Annotated in this window: 12 protein-coding genes and 1 tRNA gene; 2 read left to right on the top strand and 11 right to left on the bottom strand. The window is 34.9% G+C overall.

Annotated features, from left to right (window positions below; genetic code table 11):
* Nucleotides 1-5: 5 nt before the first annotated feature.
* From GJJ64_RS17045 to GJJ64_RS15205, 5 genes are all read right to left on the bottom strand, one after another.
* Nucleotides 6-3,281, bottom strand: coding sequence for a hypothetical protein (locus tag GJJ64_RS17045; protein WP_154288618.1), 3,276 nt, complete (start codon nt 3,279-3,281; stop codon nt 6-8).
* Nucleotides 3,282-3,294: 13 nt separating this feature from the next.
* Nucleotides 3,295-3,915, bottom strand: a complete 621-nt coding sequence (locus GJJ64_RS15220) for a hypothetical protein (protein WP_154288617.1) — start codon at nt 3,913-3,915, stop codon at nt 3,295-3,297.
* Nucleotides 3,915-4,412: a T9SS type A sorting domain-containing protein gene (locus GJJ64_RS15215; protein ID WP_154288616.1), complete on the bottom strand. Its 498-nt coding sequence runs from the start codon at nt 4,410-4,412 to the stop codon at nt 3,915-3,917. Before GJJ64_RS15215 ends, GJJ64_RS15220 begins: the two co-directional genes overlap by 1 nt.
* A gap of 351 nt (nt 4,413-4,763) precedes the next feature.
* Nucleotides 4,764-5,825 (bottom strand): hypothetical protein, encoded by a 1,062-nt coding sequence (locus GJJ64_RS15210; RefSeq protein ID WP_154288615.1) that lies wholly within the window; start codon nt 5,823-5,825, stop codon nt 4,764-4,766.
* 148 nt (nt 5,826-5,973) lie between these two features.
* A complete protein-coding gene (locus GJJ64_RS15205) occupies nt 5,974-7,095 on the bottom strand; it encodes an acyloxyacyl hydrolase (protein WP_154288614.1) in 1,122 nt (373 codons plus the stop codon).
* A gap of 284 nt (nt 7,096-7,379) precedes the next feature.
* On the opposite strand from GJJ64_RS15205, the gene GJJ64_RS15200 reads away from it, so the two are divergent.
* A complete protein-coding gene (locus GJJ64_RS15200; protein WP_154288613.1) occupies nt 7,380-8,399 on the top strand; it encodes a DUF6268 family outer membrane beta-barrel protein in 1,020 nt (339 codons plus the stop codon).
* Here the strand turns inward: GJJ64_RS15200 and GJJ64_RS15195 are convergent.
* From GJJ64_RS15195 to GJJ64_RS15175, 5 genes are all read right to left on the bottom strand, one after another.
* Nucleotides 8,396-8,884: a DUF2147 domain-containing protein gene (locus GJJ64_RS15195; RefSeq protein ID WP_229655561.1), complete on the bottom strand. Its 489-nt coding sequence runs from the start codon at nt 8,882-8,884 to the stop codon at nt 8,396-8,398. The two genes, GJJ64_RS15200 and GJJ64_RS15195, sit on opposite strands and share 4 nt — an antisense overlap.
* Nucleotides 8,885-9,187: 303 nt before the next feature.
* Entirely contained in the window at nt 9,188-10,615 is a 1,428-nt protein-coding gene (locus GJJ64_RS15190; protein ID WP_195759299.1) for a TolC family protein, read from the bottom strand.
* Nucleotides 10,616-10,617: 2 nt separating this feature from the next.
* Nucleotides 10,618-13,773 (bottom strand): efflux RND transporter permease subunit, encoded by a 3,156-nt coding sequence (locus GJJ64_RS15185; RefSeq protein ID WP_154288612.1) that lies wholly within the window; start codon nt 13,771-13,773, stop codon nt 10,618-10,620.
* A 24-nt stretch (nt 13,774-13,797) separates the two neighbouring features.
* Nucleotides 13,798-14,898 carry an efflux RND transporter periplasmic adaptor subunit gene (locus tag GJJ64_RS15180; RefSeq protein WP_154288611.1) on the bottom strand — a complete coding sequence of 367 codons (1,101 nt, stop codon included), beginning with the start codon at nt 14,896-14,898 and terminating at the stop codon, nt 13,798-13,800.
* Between the two features lie 95 nt (nt 14,899-14,993).
* Complete coding sequence (locus GJJ64_RS15175) at nt 14,994-15,335, bottom strand: hypothetical protein (RefSeq protein ID WP_154288610.1); 342 nt, start codon at nt 15,333-15,335, stop codon at nt 14,994-14,996.
* Between the two features lie 224 nt (nt 15,336-15,559).
* Between GJJ64_RS15175 and GJJ64_RS15170 the strand changes: the two genes are divergently transcribed.
* Nucleotides 15,560-16,918: a dihydroorotase gene (locus GJJ64_RS15170; protein WP_154288609.1), complete on the top strand. Its 1,359-nt coding sequence runs from the start codon at nt 15,560-15,562 to the stop codon at nt 16,916-16,918.
* Between the two features lie 53 nt (nt 16,919-16,971).
* On the opposite strand, the gene GJJ64_RS15165 is transcribed toward GJJ64_RS15170, so the two are convergent.
* A tRNA-Arg gene (locus GJJ64_RS15165) sits at nt 16,972-17,043 on the bottom strand.
* Between the last annotated feature and the right edge of the window lie 31 nt (nt 17,044-17,074).

The following is a 17,074-nucleotide window of genomic DNA, read 5'->3' as shown; positions in this document are numbered from 1 at the left end:
TCATTTTAGAAATTTTGTAATATCGCTGCATAATACGTTGTGCCATCATAAATTATGGTTACAATATCAGTTTTACCAGCACCAGCTGTTATGGTAGGTGCAGTACCCCCAGACCATTTCCAATTTGTAGTAGGGAAAGTTACAGTTCTAGAACCAGTTGCGTCTTGCGTAAATTCTATAATATAAGTTCCTGGAGTTGGATTTGTTAAAGACAGGGTACTGATATTTGTTCCTAAAGTAACTTGGAATAAATTTCCCTCAGACAAATTAAGCGTGGTAGTTGCAGCAGCAGCAACTGTAGGCGCTGTAATGGTATATTTTTTGGCTGTTACAGTACCTGCAACACCCACACCACCGTTAACTACTAATGCTCCTGTGGTAGTGCTAGTTGAAGCTGTAGTAGGCAAGACTGATACTTTAGTAGGTGCAATTTCAAATAGCGAAGGAGCATTTCCGTTTGAAATCGCTACACGAAATTTCAAAGGGGAGCTTCCTGCATCTGGTGCGTCATTAAACATACCCGTATTTTTTGCCCAATCACCTCCTCTAAAAGAAAATCCAACTGCATCATTATAAGTACTTCCAGCAGCAGCTCTCATTTCTTGAGCCGCCGGTGCCGCCCATGTAGGTAAACCACTAGTTAAGGTTAAAACTTGTCCATCTGTTCCCTTTGCTAACCTAGTTCCTGTACCAGAAGTTCCTCCATAAATGATATCCCCAGCGCTAGTCATAGGTGATAATGCATCAAAAGCAGCAGTTTTTGTTGTTGCATTAGTTCCTCCATTGGCAATAGATAATGTCCCAGTAACTCCACTAGCTAAATTGGTAGCTGCTGTTGTAGCTGCAGTTCCATAACCTTGCCCTACGTTCCAATAATATGTTGAACCATTATAATAGAAGCTCACTATATCTACAGCATTACCTGCTGTTGATAAACCAACAGTGGTTGTTGATGAAGAACCTAATACCCTATGTGTACCTGAAGGTAATGTTAGAGTTGCACCTCCACCAGCTGGCTGAGTAACTACAAGAGTTCCGTAAGAACCACTTGCTGGTGCTGAACTAAACGCCAAAGTACTATTTCCGGCCAAAACTACTGAAGCATTTAAGCCTAAAGTTGGATTCCAGGTTATAGTACCTCCTGAAGGTGTTAAAACTATAGGAGTTGAAGCATATATTGGTGTAGTTACTGTACCTGCAGTTATACCGTTAGTTACTGCTAAACTTCCTAAAGTACCTACTGATGTTAAAGATGAATTTACAACTGTTGATTTTAGTGTAGTTCCTGTTAAAGTACTAGCATCTGCAGTTACTGTAATATCTGCAGTTCCGTCAAATGCGGTTCCATTGATATTTCTTGATGTTGCCAATTTAGTAGCAGATCCTGCATTTCCAGAGATACTTCCTCCTATAGTACTGTTAAAAGTTTTAGCTCCTGCAATAGTTTGTGCGCCGGTAGTTAAAATACCTGGATTAGATGCATCGGCAGGACTTAGACTTAAAACGCCGCTCGTAATAGTAGCTCCATTTGCATTAGCTAAGCCAATAGTACCCACAGTGACAGATGCATTCGAGCCCGCAGGACCTTGAGGGCCTGTTGGTCCAGCAGGACCTTGTGGACCAGTAGGACCAGCAGGGCCTGTTAAACCAGTTGCACCTGTAGGGCCAGCTGGGCCTGTTGCTCCTGTATCTCCTTTGTCTCCTTTCAATCCTTGCGGACCAGTTGCTCCAGTAGGACCAGCTGGACCTTGTGGACCAGCAGGACCTGTTAAACCAGTTGCACCTGTAGGACCGGCTGGACCTGTTGCTCCTGTATCTCCCTTATCTCCTTTCAATCCTTGCGGACCAGTTGCTCCAGTAGGACCAGCTGGACCTTGTGGACCGGCAGGACCTGTTAAACCAGTTGCACCTGTAGGACCGGCTGGACCTGTTGCTCCTGTATCTCCCTTATCTCCTTTCAATCCTTGCGGACCAGTTGCTCCAGTAGGACCAGCTGGACCTTGTGGACCGGCAGGACCTGTTAAACCAGTTGCACCTGTAGGGCCAGCTGGGCCTGTTGCTCCTGTATCTCCCTTATCTCCTTTCAATCCTTGTGGACCAGCTGGGCCTGTCGCTCCTGTATCTCCTTTGTCTCCTTTTGGACCTTGCAAACCTTGTGGACCTGCTACTCCATCAACACCGGCTGGACCTTGTGGACCTGTTGCTCCTGTATCTCCTTTGTCTCCTTTCAATCCTTGTGGACCTGCTACTCCATCAACACCGGCTGGACCTTGTGGACCTGTTGCTCCTGTATCTCCTTTGTCTCCTTTCAATCCTTGTGGACCTGTTGCTCCAGTTTCACCTTTATCTCCTTTTGGACCTTGCAAACCTTGTGGACCTGTTGCTCCAGTTTCACCTTTATCTCCTTTTGGACCTTGCAAACCTTGTGGACCTGCTACTCCAGCAGCACCGGCCGGACCTTGTGGACCTGTAGCTCCGGTATCTCCTTTGTCTCCTTTTGGACCTTGCGGGCCTTGTGGACCTGTAGGCCCAACTGGTCCTTGTGGACCTGCTGGCCCGGTAGCTCCAGTTGCTATCGTAGCAAAAGTATTGTCTACATAAGTTTTTACAGCTTTTTGTGTTGGATATAATACATCACTCGTTCCTAAAGTTATTGATGAAGACTTATTTGCTAAATTCTCTTTAGTATCTAGGGCAGCTTTTGTTGCATTACTTATAGGTTTATTGGCATCACTAGTATTATCAACATTACCTAAACCTACTTTTGATGGACTTATTCCGCTTGCTATTTTAGCATCTGTAATAGCCCCATCGGCTACTTTTACTGTTGTGATGTTGCCGTCACTTACAGATGCTGTTTCTGAAAATAAAGCATAAGGAACAGACATAAAGGCTTGATCACTAATCTTTGTATAAGATGCACAAGTACCAGTAGTATTCAAACTTACTACCAATCTCTTATTTCCTAAAGACCAACGGATTTTATCAAATCCTGATGCATATCCTCCTGTCTTTGTTCCTGTACCTATCATCAGGTTAACCATACCAAACATATCTGTTGTTGTTTGTATGGATTCCTGATATTCTACCTGTGAGGAGCCATCAACAATTTCAAATTGCATACAAATTTTCTTGTTTACTAAAGGAGCATTGGGAATGTCTGTACCTGGTGCTGATAAACCTTTAGGATTCAAAATAACTGCTTGATAGCTTATCCCTTTTTGTTGAGCGTAAACATTTAGCGTTATAAATGTTATTAAGCTGAGTATAATTCTTTTCATATAAATGGAAGGATTAATTAATATCGATACTAAAACCTAGACTTAGACTATGGTTATTAAATGATAGCTTTTGACCATTATTGTTGGCTAAACGATACTGTTTGCCATAATCATAGTCTGCAAGGACTTGTATATTATTGTTGATAGAAAACCTGTAAGAAAGGCCTAGTTGCGTATTTAAAAACAAGCCTTTGAATTCTTTCTCTTTTAACAGATCATATCTGCCACCGTTAATCTGTTGGCGTCCATGTATTAAAGTTGCCAAACCTAAACCTCCTTTAACAGAAAGTAAATTCCTTTCTATTTTTAAAAGCCTGTAATATCCTAAACCTTTAAAATTAGCGTAAGAAGTTTCCCATACTAGGTTATTTGAAGCGTAAGAACCGCTAGCATTGTATTCTTCTAAACCTATGCTATAACCATAATAAAAACGCTTCTTTTCTGGTATTTTACCGATATAACCAAACTCATAGCTTTGTCCAATTTCATTCTGTAGATTAGCAACCTCATTCCCACTACTGCTAAATTTATAGTTATTAAGGTTTCTACCTGATTTAATAAATACTGTTTGAGCTTCTATGTATTGCAGACTAACAAGCAATAAAAAACTCAGAAGAATCGTTCTTTTCATCATTATAGTTTAATTAAGGTTTTTGAGTGCGTGTAATTTTTAGCGGATAAAACAACTATATAACTCCCAGGAGCTAGATGTTCAATATTTAGTTCCATCGCTGTTAAGGGAGCTTCAAAGTCTTTTTTATAAACCATTACCCCTAACAAATTGTATAGAGTCACATTCATTGCCTCAGATAGTGTTTCTGAAAACCTGATGTTTACCCTTGTTAAAAATGGATTAGGATAAATAGTTGTTTCTATACTATTAATATTGTATACAGGAATGAATTTTGAAACCATACTTTGCTGAAATCCTTGCTGTATGGTTAAATTAGATATGCTTGAATTCCCGATTATACTTTGCTGACCTACAGTTTGTCTAACCACCATACCATCTTTTAATATCGATGTATTACCCTGAGATGATAACATCTGGTGGTGTAAAGATTGCCCTTGAGCTTTTAATCCTAAAACTGATAGGAAAAAAATTAAAATTTTAAAGATTTTTTTTAACATAAGCCGTATTAAAATTCTATATGAAAACTCGATTTTAATTCTTCTAAGATGTATCTAGTCTTCACTAAACAATTTCAAAACTAACTATCCAAAATCTGCAGCTCAAATATTAGTAGTAACTCTAGAAATTACGTTGTTAATTTTTATGACACTTTGATTATCAGTATTTTACAGATATTATAAGAAAACAAAGCAAACGTTAAAACATTATGGATTTGATGCTTTTTATTCTAACTTTCAGATAAAAATTAAGGCGTTATAAAAGCAATTACACTACGGTATAATAGGTAAGTAATAAAATGATTATAAAAAAACACGCTATAGAAACATTAAATTGGCTCTAATAGACTACTACATGTAATCTAAAGACTTCATAAAATCTGAGGGTACACCACCATGAAATTTCTTAAATGGTTTGTATAAATGATGCCTAGAACTAAATCCTGCAAGTTGAGATAAAGCATCAATCGTATAATTATTATGCTTTTTACTTTTCACAATATCTATAAAATACTTCACCCTATTCTCATTCACCAAATCATTAAATCCAGATTTGTAGTTCGCATAGATATATCTGTATAAAGTATCTGAAGAAACTTTCAACTTCTTACTTAAGTCTTCCATTGATGCATCAGCATTAAGAAAGTATAAATTATCATAAAAAGCTTCGTTAAAAGTGATATGATCAATTTCAGTATCGGGTTTCTTTGTAAAATAGTTGCTTAAAGAAATACTGAGTTTTGATGTATTTAAAAACTTTGGTCTGAATAAAAGTGCCAAAACAGTTATAAATAAGACCAAACTATTCAAATACCGACTTAATTCGCTATTGTATCCATTAAAAATACGATTTATACCAGATATAAAAATGATAACTACGCCTACAATGAAAAAACAAATCCAACTTTTAATTCGCTTAAAATATATGTTATCTGCCTGATATTTTGATTGCATCTTAACATATAAAGAACCACTAATAACTAAAAATGCAATCAAATACCCTAACTTAATGTAAGAGACATATTCTCCTAAAACATTTTCATCGCTTAACGGAATTCTTATATCAACTGGTTTTATAAAAAGATAATATATAACGAAAGCTAAATAGTTTAAAAGGCTTATTACTGAAAATACTATAACATAGTTTTTAACTTTATTATAACATAAAGTAGAAAACAGTGTCATAAAACATATAGAAAGCAAAGGGAATGGCAACTCTAGTAAAACTCTATTATAGCCATAATAACTACAGTATAAATGACTTGCACTATACCATAAAACACCTGAAACATAGCCAATTAGAATTGTTTTTAGTGATTTATTTTTTTTAAGCACAAAAATCAACTCAAATAAAACTATTAAAGAAACAACAAAAAGTGCTGAGTAAATATGGACCAAGATGTTAAAACTCATAGCTTCTAAATCAAGTTAATTTTTAAATTATTGTACTAACCTTTTTAGAAAAGCAATGATAATGATAAAGACAACGCTTCAGATGCCTTAAAATAGGGATACGATTTAATAATAATTTAAAACAATTACTATTGTTAAAATTCAGCATTTATAAGGTTAAATTATAGGTAAAACCGAAGCCTATAAAATCTGCCTCAGCTTTATGAACATATAATTTTGTTTGAAATGCTAGCTTTTTATGGAAATGATAATCTGAATTTGCCGTCCAATAAGTTTGTATGGGTTTTAGACTATTGAAATATAAGTAATATCCATATTTGGGGCTTATTAAAAATTTTCCAATCCTCACACTCGGACCTATAGCTGTACCTAATCTCCAATTATCAAATGAAGTAGCAAGAGATTGATAAGTACCAAGATTATTATCTGCATCATAAACCTTATGGTAATAAATAGCATCAATACCTGAGCTTAAACTTAAAAAATAATTGAATTTGTAATTATAGCCTAAGTAAAAAGCACTCCTAAATAATCCTTTTGAGCTTTTATAGGCCCCTCTTCTCCCTAAATTTATACCAAATTGTAATTCATGCTTATTTAAAGTGGTATCAGAAAAAGCTCCTAAATTCTCATTTGGATACCTATTATCAATGCTCTTTAACTTTTTTAAAATCCCAAAACTTAAGGATGATTGATTTAAACCCATATTTGGGACACGTGTTGCAGCATTTGAAAGATGTAAAAAGTTTATTCCTGTAAGCAATTTTACTGATGGAGCTATATTTATTTCTGTTTTAAGAGCCCCTCTTGCATAAATATTTATATGACTACCAATAATTCTATTTTCATTTGTATAGATAGTTTTATTTGTATAGCCCAAGCCAAAGGCCGGTGAGAAATTTAGATTTACATATTTTGTTTTTAATAAAAAGAAGTTCAACCCGTAAAGTAGCGCATAAGAATCACCAAATTGGTTTTTATTTTCATTGATTTTAAGGCTTCTTAAGGTGTTAAATCTTAAAACCCAATCTTGACTTTCTATATTCATTCGCCTTTGCCAGGATGTATTTATAGATTTGTGATAAATTAGCTCACCGCCATAAACTTTACCAGATAAATGATTAGTAGAAGGAAAATACTTTAAGCTCAACTCGGTATTAAACTCTATGCTATTACCCAAATCTTGAGCAAAAGCATGGTTAATTAAAGCCACAAGAATTAAGGAGATTAAAAACTTTTTAAACACACAAAGCGATTCAATTAAGGCCAAATACTTCCACTTTTAAAGGAAGCTGCGCTAAATTAATCTCCTATTGAATGTTATTTACCCCTTAAATAGATAGGTACAAGGAATCTAAATACTTTGTATGCCTTTGTAAAAACAATACTTATAAGAAATTAATAAAAAGTACATCAAACCCCATAAACTTTTGCTTACTAGATATTTACTAGAACCTGTTTCATGATAAAACTTAATAAAGAAATAAATAAAAATTAAACAGATAAATGTCTAGCGACTTATATTTGAATTCTAATCAATTTAAAATTAAACTCATGCAAAAAATTTTATTTTATCTATTGATGTTGACTTCTGTGCTATCATTTGCTCAAGAAGACACCACAGAAGTTGTAGATTATGGCAAATTTGGTGATGCAGAAGGGGTTAAACGTTATTGTAACCAAAAAGTAATTAACCAACTTCCTCAACGTATTATAAGTTTTGGTTATGAGCACCAAGGTGGTTTTACCATGCCAGGTATTAGGAATTCAGCGTCATCATCAACACTTCAAGATTTTACAGTAAATCAGGTTTCTTCACTAAGGGCTCAAGTTAACATTCCGGTTATATCAAATACCAAAATTATATGGCAAGTAGGGGCCAATTATTGGGCAAGTAGGTTTAATTTAGATAACCCTGGTAATAATTCTTTTGCACAAGCATTAGATAGTAGAGCATTAACCACAACAGGAATTAATACCACCATTTTTAAGCCCTTAAACGAGAAGAATTTTTTAATTATTCAGGCTAGCGCCGATGTTAACGGGCTTTTTAAAAATTTTAGTGATATTTCAAGCGATGCCATTACCATTAGCGGAGCTGCCATTTATGGATGGAAAACATCTGATAGAAATATGATAGGAGTGGGTATCTCTCGTACTTATAGAGCAGGGCAACTTTTACATGTTCCTATACTTTTCTGGAATAAAAGTTTTAACGACCATTGGGGGATGGAACTTTTATTACCTGCCCGCGGTCATCTAAAATATAATTTTTCTACCTCTAATATTCTTCAACTAGGTTTTGAACTTGAGGGGAATCAATTCCTAGTAAATTTACCTAACAGCCAAAACGGAAAGGTTTTTTTACAAAGAGGAGAACTTAAACCACGAGTTGCATGGGATAAGAAATTAACTGGCTTTTTATGGTTGAGTGCGCAAGCTGGATATAGGCATAATTGGCGCTTTGACGTTATGAACGGATATGATGCTAGAGAAACAAGCCAACGTTATTTCTCTAGCAACTTAGGTAATCCTTTTTATTTTAACCTTAGTTTAAACTTTGTATCGCCTTAATTTTTAACAACTTGCTTGGTCCAAACATCTGTTCTGCCAATTAAAGAAACGCCAATATAACCTCTAACTTCAAGAGTGTTGGCATTGAGCATCTTAATAGTGCAAGAATAGGTGTTTCCGCTTTTAGGATCGTAAATATTACCCTCATCCCACAAATTTTTCTCTATAAATTTAAAACCCCAAATATTTACCAAGCCTACTACTGGGCGGTTTTTAGAGGTTTCTGTAGGATTATTTTTGTCAAGTTTAGGTTTTCCAGTATCCGGGTCATTAGGCTCTTTTAACCATACAATTTTACCTTGATAGGTTTCCCCATTTTTATAAATACGAACAATTGCATTTCCATCTCCAGTCTTCCAAACACCAACAACTGCATCTGGGTTATTTACAATAGATGCTACCGTTGCGCTGTTACCTAGAGATACAATCATAGCGGCTATGATGACGAAAAGAAACTTTTTAGTGGCTAAATATTTAGTTATCATATCATTAAAATGGTTTATTGAAAAGATTATAAACAAATATAAAAAAATTATACACTTGCTAAAATTAGTATCATGAAGATTTAATAAGCAAGTAGCTACAGGGCTTACAAAACGTGAAAAGGCACTTTTGGTAAAAAAGAGCGACACTCACTATGTATATAAAGTTAAAAACACAAAGAAGTTGTCTCAACTACTCTTCCACAAGACAACTTCTTTGGCTTTACATATACTAGTCCTAATTAAAAGAAATCTCTATTAAGAAGATATTATGATAGCATAAACCTGAATCTATATTCTTATATTTTACCACCCTCCACCTAAAGCTTTGTATAAGTTTACTGCTGCAATATGTTGTCTTTTATTCACATTTATCAATTCAAATTTTGCTTGAAGAGAATTTTGTTGAGCTAGCAATACCTCTAAATAACTTGCTCTTCCTGTGCTGAATAGTTCAGTTGACATATCAACCGAGTTATTAAGCACACTATTTTCTTCCTTTTTTAAAACATGCAAGTTCTTTAGGTTTTCTAATGCAGATAATTGGTTCATAACTTCCGTATAGCCCGTAAGAATACTTTTTTGATAATGATGCATAGCGCTTAACTGATTGGCCTTAGCATAACTAAAATTAGCCTTTAAAGCGTTCCTATTTATCAAAGGTGTCATTAAACCTCCTAATGCTTGGTAAGTGATAGATGCTGGAGCTAAAAACAAAAACTCTGGCTTAAAGGCCTGAAAGCCTAGCCCAGCAACTAAATTCATACTTGGTAAAAACGCAGCTTTTGCAGATTTTAAATCAAACTTACTTGCTTCAAGTAACAATTCTGCCTCGCGGATGTCAGGTCTGTTTTCAAGAAGTTGTGAGGGTAAGCCAGTTTTAATTTGACTAGGAACATCAGCTAAAAGAATTTCTTTAAATCGTTCAACTTTTTGGGGGAATCTCCCTAGCAAAAAATTTATTCGATTTTCAAATTCTACAATTTGCTGTAATAGCTCTTTCTCAATTGCTTGAGTGTTTAGCAGTTGAGCCTGAAATTGCTGCACAGCTAATTCATTTGTTCTACCTGTTTCTTTTTTGAGTTTTATGATTTCTAAAGCATCTTTTTGCCTTTGAATAGTTTGCTGAATAATTTCTAACTCATGATCTAGCGCAAGCAATTCATAATAAGAAGTGGCAATATCTGAAACTAATGAAGCAGTAACAACTTTAGCTCCCTCTGCACTTGCAAGAAATTGATTAATAGCTGATTTTTGTTTGCTTTTTAATTTTTTCCAAAGATCTATTTCCCAACTTGCCTGAAAACCAAGAAAGATATCAGGTAAGTTGATAGGTACTATTCTACCCGGTGTCATTTCTGTAGCAATATTTCCAGCTCCATCCATTGTATAACGTCCGAAACGACGGATACCGCCATTAGTCCCTGCATTAACCTGAGGAATTAAACTAGCTTTTGCATTTGTAACACTCGCTCTAGCAATTTCAATTTTTTGAATGGCGATGTTAAGATCGTGGTTATTTACTAAAGCAGTATCAATAAGACCACTTAATATAGGATCATTGAAATAGCTTCGCCAATTTATTTTCGATATTTCAGAACTATCTGAATCGTTATAAAAACTAGGAGGCAATGGTTTTTTTTGTATGGATAAGTTAGTGTCTACAGTTTTACAAGCATTAAATATCATACCCGTAAATAAACACAAGCCTACGTATATTCCTTTAATTTTCATTTTTAAGGATTTAAATTTTCAGTAAAAGGTTTTTCATCATTCCTATTGGAGCTAAATTTCTCAGCTATTTTTGCGAAAGCAAAATATAATCCTGGTATTAAGATAACACCGCATACGGTACCAAAAAGCATCCCTCCGGCAGCTGCAGTTCCAATAGTTTTATTACCAATAGCCCCTGCGCCTGATGCAAGCATAAGCGGAATTAAACCGGCAATAAATGCAAAAGATGTCATTAATATTGGGCGCAAGCGTTGTTTAGAAGCTTCTATTGTTGCTTCTAAAACCGATTTACCTTGGCTATGGCGTTGTGCAGCAAACTCAACAATGAGAATAGCATTTTTTCCTAATAACCCTATTAACATAATCATAGCCACTTGAGCGTATATATTATTTTCAAGTTGGAAAACCATAAGCAATAGTAACGCACCAAATACCCCTGTGGGTAAAGAAAGAATAACGGGTAATGGTAGCAGAAAACTTTCATATTGTGCGCAAAGGAGTAAATAAACAAACAGCAAACAAATGATGAAAATGATGATAGATTCGTTTCCGGCATTTGCCTGATCACGTGATGATCCTGCCCAATCAAAATCATAACCTTTAGGTAATTTTTCCGCGGCAGTTTCTTTAATCGCACTTATGGCATCCCCACTACTGTATCCATTTGCAGGCTCACCATTAACCAATGCTGAGGAATACATATTATATCTCGTAATTTGTTCTGGCCCATATATTTTATCTATGGTTATAAAAGAAGCTATAGGAACCATTTCTCCATCCCGGTTCTTAACATGTAAATTCATTACATTTTCTGGAAGAGCTCTAAACTCTGGTGAGGCCTGAACCATTACTTTATACATTTGACCAAAACGGATAAAATTGGTAGCATATTCACTCCCTAGGTGAATTTGTAGAGTGCTTAAAATATCGTCTACAATTACATTTTTCTGAGCGGCTTTAACATAATCGATATTTACCATCAACTGTGGGAAACTTGCGTCAAAAGAAGAAAAGGAGTTATTTATTTCTGGCCTTTTATTAAGTTCTAGCACAAAGTTTTTTGCAACCTGCTCTAATTGCTTGGCATCCCCTTTACCTGATTTATCTAACAATCTTAACTCAAATCCGCTTGAGTTTCCATAACCAGGAACGGGTGGCGGTGTAAAAAATTCAATACGAGCATCCTTAATTTGCGATGTTTTCTGCTTAAGCAACTCCATAACTTCCTTATCCGTTTTTTCTCTTTCATTCCAAGGTTTTAAACTGATGAGGTTCATTCCGTAGCTAGCTCCCGTACCATCTGATAATATACTAAAACCCGCAAGCGTTGAAACTGAAGATACCTCGTCTAAAGACTGAGCAACTTGCTGAATATGATCAACTACTTTTTCTGTTCTTTCAAGAGTAGAACCAGCTGGAGTGGTTATATTGGTATAAATAGTCCCCTGATCTTCATTAGGTATGAACCCGCCAGGAACTATATTGCCTAAAATTCCTGTTGCCAGAAGGAAAAATATTAAGCTACCAAATGTTATAACTCTTCTATTTACTATTTTCTTTATTAACCTAGCATATTTGTTTTCTATACCATTATAGGAATGATTAAACCAATTGAAAAATCTATTGAGCATACCTTTAGAATGCGCTTCACCATGGGTGTTTTTAAGTAGAATAGCGCATAATGCCGGGGTTAGTGTTAAGGCAATTATACCAGACAGAACAATAGCAACTGCCATTGTTAAAGAAAATTCTCTATAAAAAATACCTGTAGGACCAGATATAAAAGATACCGGAATAAAAACCGCAGACATCACTAAGGTAATGGCTATAATGGCTCCAGTTATTTCATGCATAGCCAATTCTGTGGCCAAACGCGGTTTAACATTGCCATTGCTCATTTTAACATGGACGGCTTCTACTACTACAATAGCATTATCAACCACAATACCTATGGCTAGTACTAAAGCAAATAGTGTAATTAAGTTCAAAGAAAAGCCCATCAACTGCATGGCCAAAAGTGTACCTATTAAAGAAACTGGAACTGTTAAAATAGGTATCAATGTAGAGCGCCAGTCTTGAAGGAAAATAAATACCACAAGCGCAACCAGAATGAACGCCTCAATTAATGTCTTTATAACTTCCGATACGGAAGCATCTAAGAAAGCTGAAACATCATAACTTACGGTATAATCCATACCTGCGGGGAAATTCACTTTCAGTTCTTCCATGCGGTTTTTGATGTTACTAATTACTTCCCGAGCGTTACTACCTGGTCTTTGCTTTAGCATAATGGCAGCAGAAGGTCTTCCATTTTCCTTAGAAAGTACATCATATTCTTGCGAATCAAATGCTACAGTAGCAATGTCTTTTAACTTTAGTATTTCGCCACCTCCATTACTTTTGATAATGATATTTTCATATTGCTCTACCGTATTAAATTTTCCGGTATACTTTAAAACATATTGAAGTGCTTGAGCTTTTCTTCCAGAACTTTCTCCAACTTTACCAGGTGCTGCTTCAATATTCTGTTCACGAAGACTATTAACAACATCTTCCGTAGAAATAGCATAGGTCGTCATTTTGGTAGGGTTTAACCAAATACGCATAGCATATTCTCTAGAGCCCATAATATCTGCAAAACCTACTCCTTCTATTCGCTTTAGCTCAGCCAAAAGATTGATATCCGCATAATTAAAAAGAAATTTCTCGTCGGTTTCTTCATCTTTACTCAGTAGATTTAGGTATAATAACATGCTGTTTTGTACCTTTTCTACAATAACTCCGGCTTTTATAGCTTCTTCAGGCAGTTCATCCATTACTGATGAGACCCTATTCTGGACGTTAACTGCCGCAATATCAGGATCTGTTTCTGAGCTAAAAATAATTTGGATAACCCCGGTTCCATCATTTCCAGATACAGAAGTCATGTATGCCATACCTGGAACCCCATTTATAGCTTTCTCAAGAGGTGTAATCACAGCTTTCACAACTGCATCTGCATTTGCGCCTGTATATTTTGTAGTAACAGTAACCTCAGGTGGTGCAATATCTGGAAACTGCGTCATAGGCAGTTGAACTAGGGCAAGTAGCCCTAATAAAGTGATAATAAGCGATATTACAATTGATAATACAGGCCTTCTAATAAATAACGATTTCATAATTTTCTGGTTTACCTGTGATTTTTAGTTTTTAAAAGCTTGAGATGCGGAAATCTTTTGGGTATTTATCTTGTCGCCATCTTTTACAAGCTGTATACCTTCATAAAGTATATGATCATTTAATTGAAGGCCTGACTCAACTACATAAAAATTTTCTAACCTAAGCTTAGGTATAAATCGTTTCATTTTCACAACGTTATTGGCATCTACCACAAAAACGTAGAGGTTTTCTTGAATCTCAAATGTTGACTTTTGGGGAATGATCATGGCATTTTTAAGTGCTGTATTGATTCTTATTTTACCACTACTTCCATGCTTTAAAAGATGCTCTGGGTTAATAAATCTGGCTCTAAAGGCAATATTACCCGTGTTTTTATCAAACTCACTTTCAGAAGTTTCTATATTTCCCTTGTGCTTATAAACATCGTTATTAGCAAGTATGAGCGTTACTTGGTCCATTTTACCTCGCTCTTTCGTTTTTGCAAATTCAAGGTAATCTATTTCAGATACATTGAAGTAGGCAAAAACTTCCTTATCGTTAGAAATACTTGTTAGCAAAGCTTCTTCATCAACCAAACTTCCTATTTTATTTGGTATCCTATTTATTATTCCATTAAATGGTGCCTTAATTTGGGTGAATGATAAATTTAACTTAGCCTGCAAATTATTTGCTTTAGCCTCCTCAATTTTAGCCTTCACTATTTCAACTTTAGCCCGTAACATTTCAAGCTCGGTTTTTGAAACAACATTTTTATCTGCTAATCTTTTAGTGTTTTGAAGCTCTATTTCCACAGCTTTTAATTCTGTGATTGAACTTCTTAACATAGCCTGTGCCTTAACTAAATCTTGCTGAAAGGAACTATTACTGATGGTAAACAAAGGTTGACCTTGCTTTACAATTTGCCCCTCATCCACATGAATTTTTTCAATAATTCCATGAATTCGCGAACGAATTTCTACATTTTGAATGGCATTAATTTCTGCAATATATTCCCTATCATATAGGGTATCCTTTATAATAGGATTGAAAACTTGAAAATTTTGTTCTATTTCTTTTTTTGTATTTGTTGAGCATGCAATAAGAAATGTACATGCAATAAAACCCAACATAGAGATTATTTTCATCTATACTTAAATTAATAATAGTAATTACACGAAAGAGTAAGGCATGAAATCATTGATTAATGATTCATACGGGTAAATGATAGAATAATAAAAATCTAACTAAACTTTGGTGGAGGGGGTGTTAGTTCTGGGAAAAAGTGTTCTTTATAAAGCTCTTTATATAGGATAACTTTAGAAATAATAATTTGATAAGAACTAAAAGTTAATGACTGGGTTAAAAGATACTCTGGAATCTCATTAACTTCTATTAAAGAAAAGTTTCTATTATTATCAGCATCAGAGGTATGATTTTTATGATCTAAACCTTTATAACCAAAAAAATCTTTAGCTACCTGCTCAAAAAAATCTGTTATTATATTACACTCATGAAAATTTCCATTGCCTTGAGATTTAGAATCAGAACCTACCAAAGTGTAATTTAAAATTACAATTGACATGATCATCCAACTTAACTGGATAAAGATATGGGTTCTAATAAATCGCATTTCGGCAGTAAATGTAAATATAGATAAGGCTAGGATAATCAATTAATGCTTGAAAATATAATAATTGACCGTATTTTTACAAAGAGCATAAGGGAGTAAATAAGGCATCTAATTTAACTGGATTAGTAATTTGGAAAAATAAGTGGTAGGCGCCCTAGAAAAAGATAATCATTACAATGACTGAAAAAACGCTAATCAAAAATATAAGCATCGTTAACGAAGGCCAAATAATTGTTACTGATATATTAATTGGTAATGGTGTAATTCTAAAAATAGGACGAAATCATGATGCCTTAGATACTAAAGTAATTGACGGAACAGACAAATATTTATTGCCTGGTATTATTGACGCTCAAGTACATTTTCGTGAACCAGGGCTTACACATAAAGGTAATATTTATTCAGAAAGTAGAGCTGCCGTTGCTGGTGGCGTAACTTCCTTTATTGACATGCCAAATACATTTCCGAATGTTTTGACCATGGACATCTTAAATGAAAAATATCAAATAGCATCAGAAAAATCTTTAGCTAATTATGGCTTCTTGTTAGGTGTTAATGATGATAATCTGGATTACATTATTAATCTAGATACATCTAAATTGTTGGGCGTTACTGATGACGGACTTTACTTTACTAAAAAAGGGAACCTATTGGCAGACAATCCTGAAACCATGGAAAAACTATTTGCCAACTGTAAATCTATCATTGCTATCCATTCTGAAAAAGAACAAATAGTTGAAGAAAATGAAAACGTTTATCGTGAAAAATATAGCGATGATGTGCCTATTGCATTTCATCCTCAGATAAGAAGTGAAAAGGCATGTTACGAGGCCAGCAAAAGAGCCATAGACATTGCAAATAAACACAAAGCCCGACTTCATATTCTGCATTTGACCACAGAAGCAGAAACGCATCTCTTTCGAAATGATATTCCTTTGAAAGAGAAAAATATTACAACTGAGGTATCGGTTCATCACTTGTGGTTTTCTGATCAAGATTATGAGCGTTTAGGAACGCTTATAAAATGGAACCCAGCAATCAAAACAGAAAAAGATAAAAAAGGACTATTGAAAGCATTATTAGACGATAGAATAGACATCGTAACCACAGACCACGCTCCTCATACCTTGGAAGAAAAACAAAAACCTTACTTTCAATCCATGTCAGGCGCACCAATCGTTCAGCACTCCTTAAATATTATGCTTGAATTTTATAAACAAGGGCTTATCTCTCTAGAGAAAATTGCTGAAAAAATGTGCCATAACCCAGCAACATTATATAGTATTGAAAATAGAGGTTTTATACGTGAAGGCTACTTTGCAGACTTAAGTATTGTTGACCTCGATTCTGTTTGGACAGTTAGCAAAGAAAATATTTTATCAAAATGTGGCTGGTCGCCATTAGAAGGAACAACATTCCAAACGAAAGTGACTCATTCATTTGTAAATGGCAACTTAGTTTACAACAACGGACAGTTTAATGAAAGCATAAAAGGTAAAGCGCTAACATTAACAAATAATACCCAAAGAAAATAGATTGAGTGATACTTTCCATAGGTTGAAAAACAAATTGAGGTAGATTTTAATAGTGGTCCCGGCGGGAATCGAACCCACATCTAAAGTTTAGGAAACTTCTATTCTATCCGTTGAACTACGGGACCTTTCAATTTTTGATTTATTGATTTTTGATTT

It is taken from the genome of Pedobacter puniceum (genome assembly GCF_009674685.1).
Classification (GTDB): domain Bacteria; phylum Bacteroidota; class Bacteroidia; order Sphingobacteriales; family Sphingobacteriaceae; genus Pseudopedobacter; species Pseudopedobacter puniceum.
Note: the sequence above shows the minus strand (reverse complement) of the source record. Positions and strands in the feature narration are given on the sequence as shown.

Coding starts and splice junctions, on each gene's coding strand:
- GJJ64_RS17045 (WP_154288618.1), bottom strand. CDS start 3,281: ATGAAAAGAATTATACTCAGCTTAATAACATTTATAACGCTAAATGTT.
- GJJ64_RS15220 (WP_154288617.1), bottom strand. CDS start 3,915: ATGATGAAAAGAACGATTCTTCTGAGTTTTTTATTGCTTGTTAGTCTG.
- GJJ64_RS15215 (WP_154288616.1), bottom strand. CDS start 4,412: ATGTTAAAAAAAATCTTTAAAATTTTAATTTTTTTCCTATCAGTTTTA.
- GJJ64_RS15210 (WP_154288615.1), bottom strand. CDS start 5,825: ATGAGTTTTAACATCTTGGTCCATATTTACTCAGCACTTTTTGTTGTT.
- GJJ64_RS15200 (WP_154288613.1), top strand. CDS start 7,380: ATGCAAAAAATTTTATTTTATCTATTGATGTTGACTTCTGTGCTATCA.
- GJJ64_RS15195 (WP_229655561.1), bottom strand. CDS start 8,884: ATGATAACTAAATATTTAGCCACTAAAAAGTTTCTTTTCGTCATCATA.
- GJJ64_RS15190 (WP_195759299.1), bottom strand. CDS start 10,615: ATGAAAATTAAAGGAATATACGTAGGCTTGTGTTTATTTACGGGTATG.
- GJJ64_RS15185 (WP_154288612.1), bottom strand. CDS start 13,773: ATGAAATCGTTATTTATTAGAAGGCCTGTATTATCAATTGTAATATCG.
- GJJ64_RS15180 (WP_154288611.1), bottom strand. CDS start 14,898: ATGAAAATAATCTCTATGTTGGGTTTTATTGCATGTACATTTCTTATT.
- GJJ64_RS15175 (WP_154288610.1), bottom strand. CDS start 15,335: ATGTCAATTGTAATTTTAAATTACACTTTGGTAGGTTCTGATTCTAAA.
- GJJ64_RS15170 (WP_154288609.1), top strand. CDS start 15,560: ATGACTGAAAAAACGCTAATCAAAAATATAAGCATCGTTAACGAAGGC.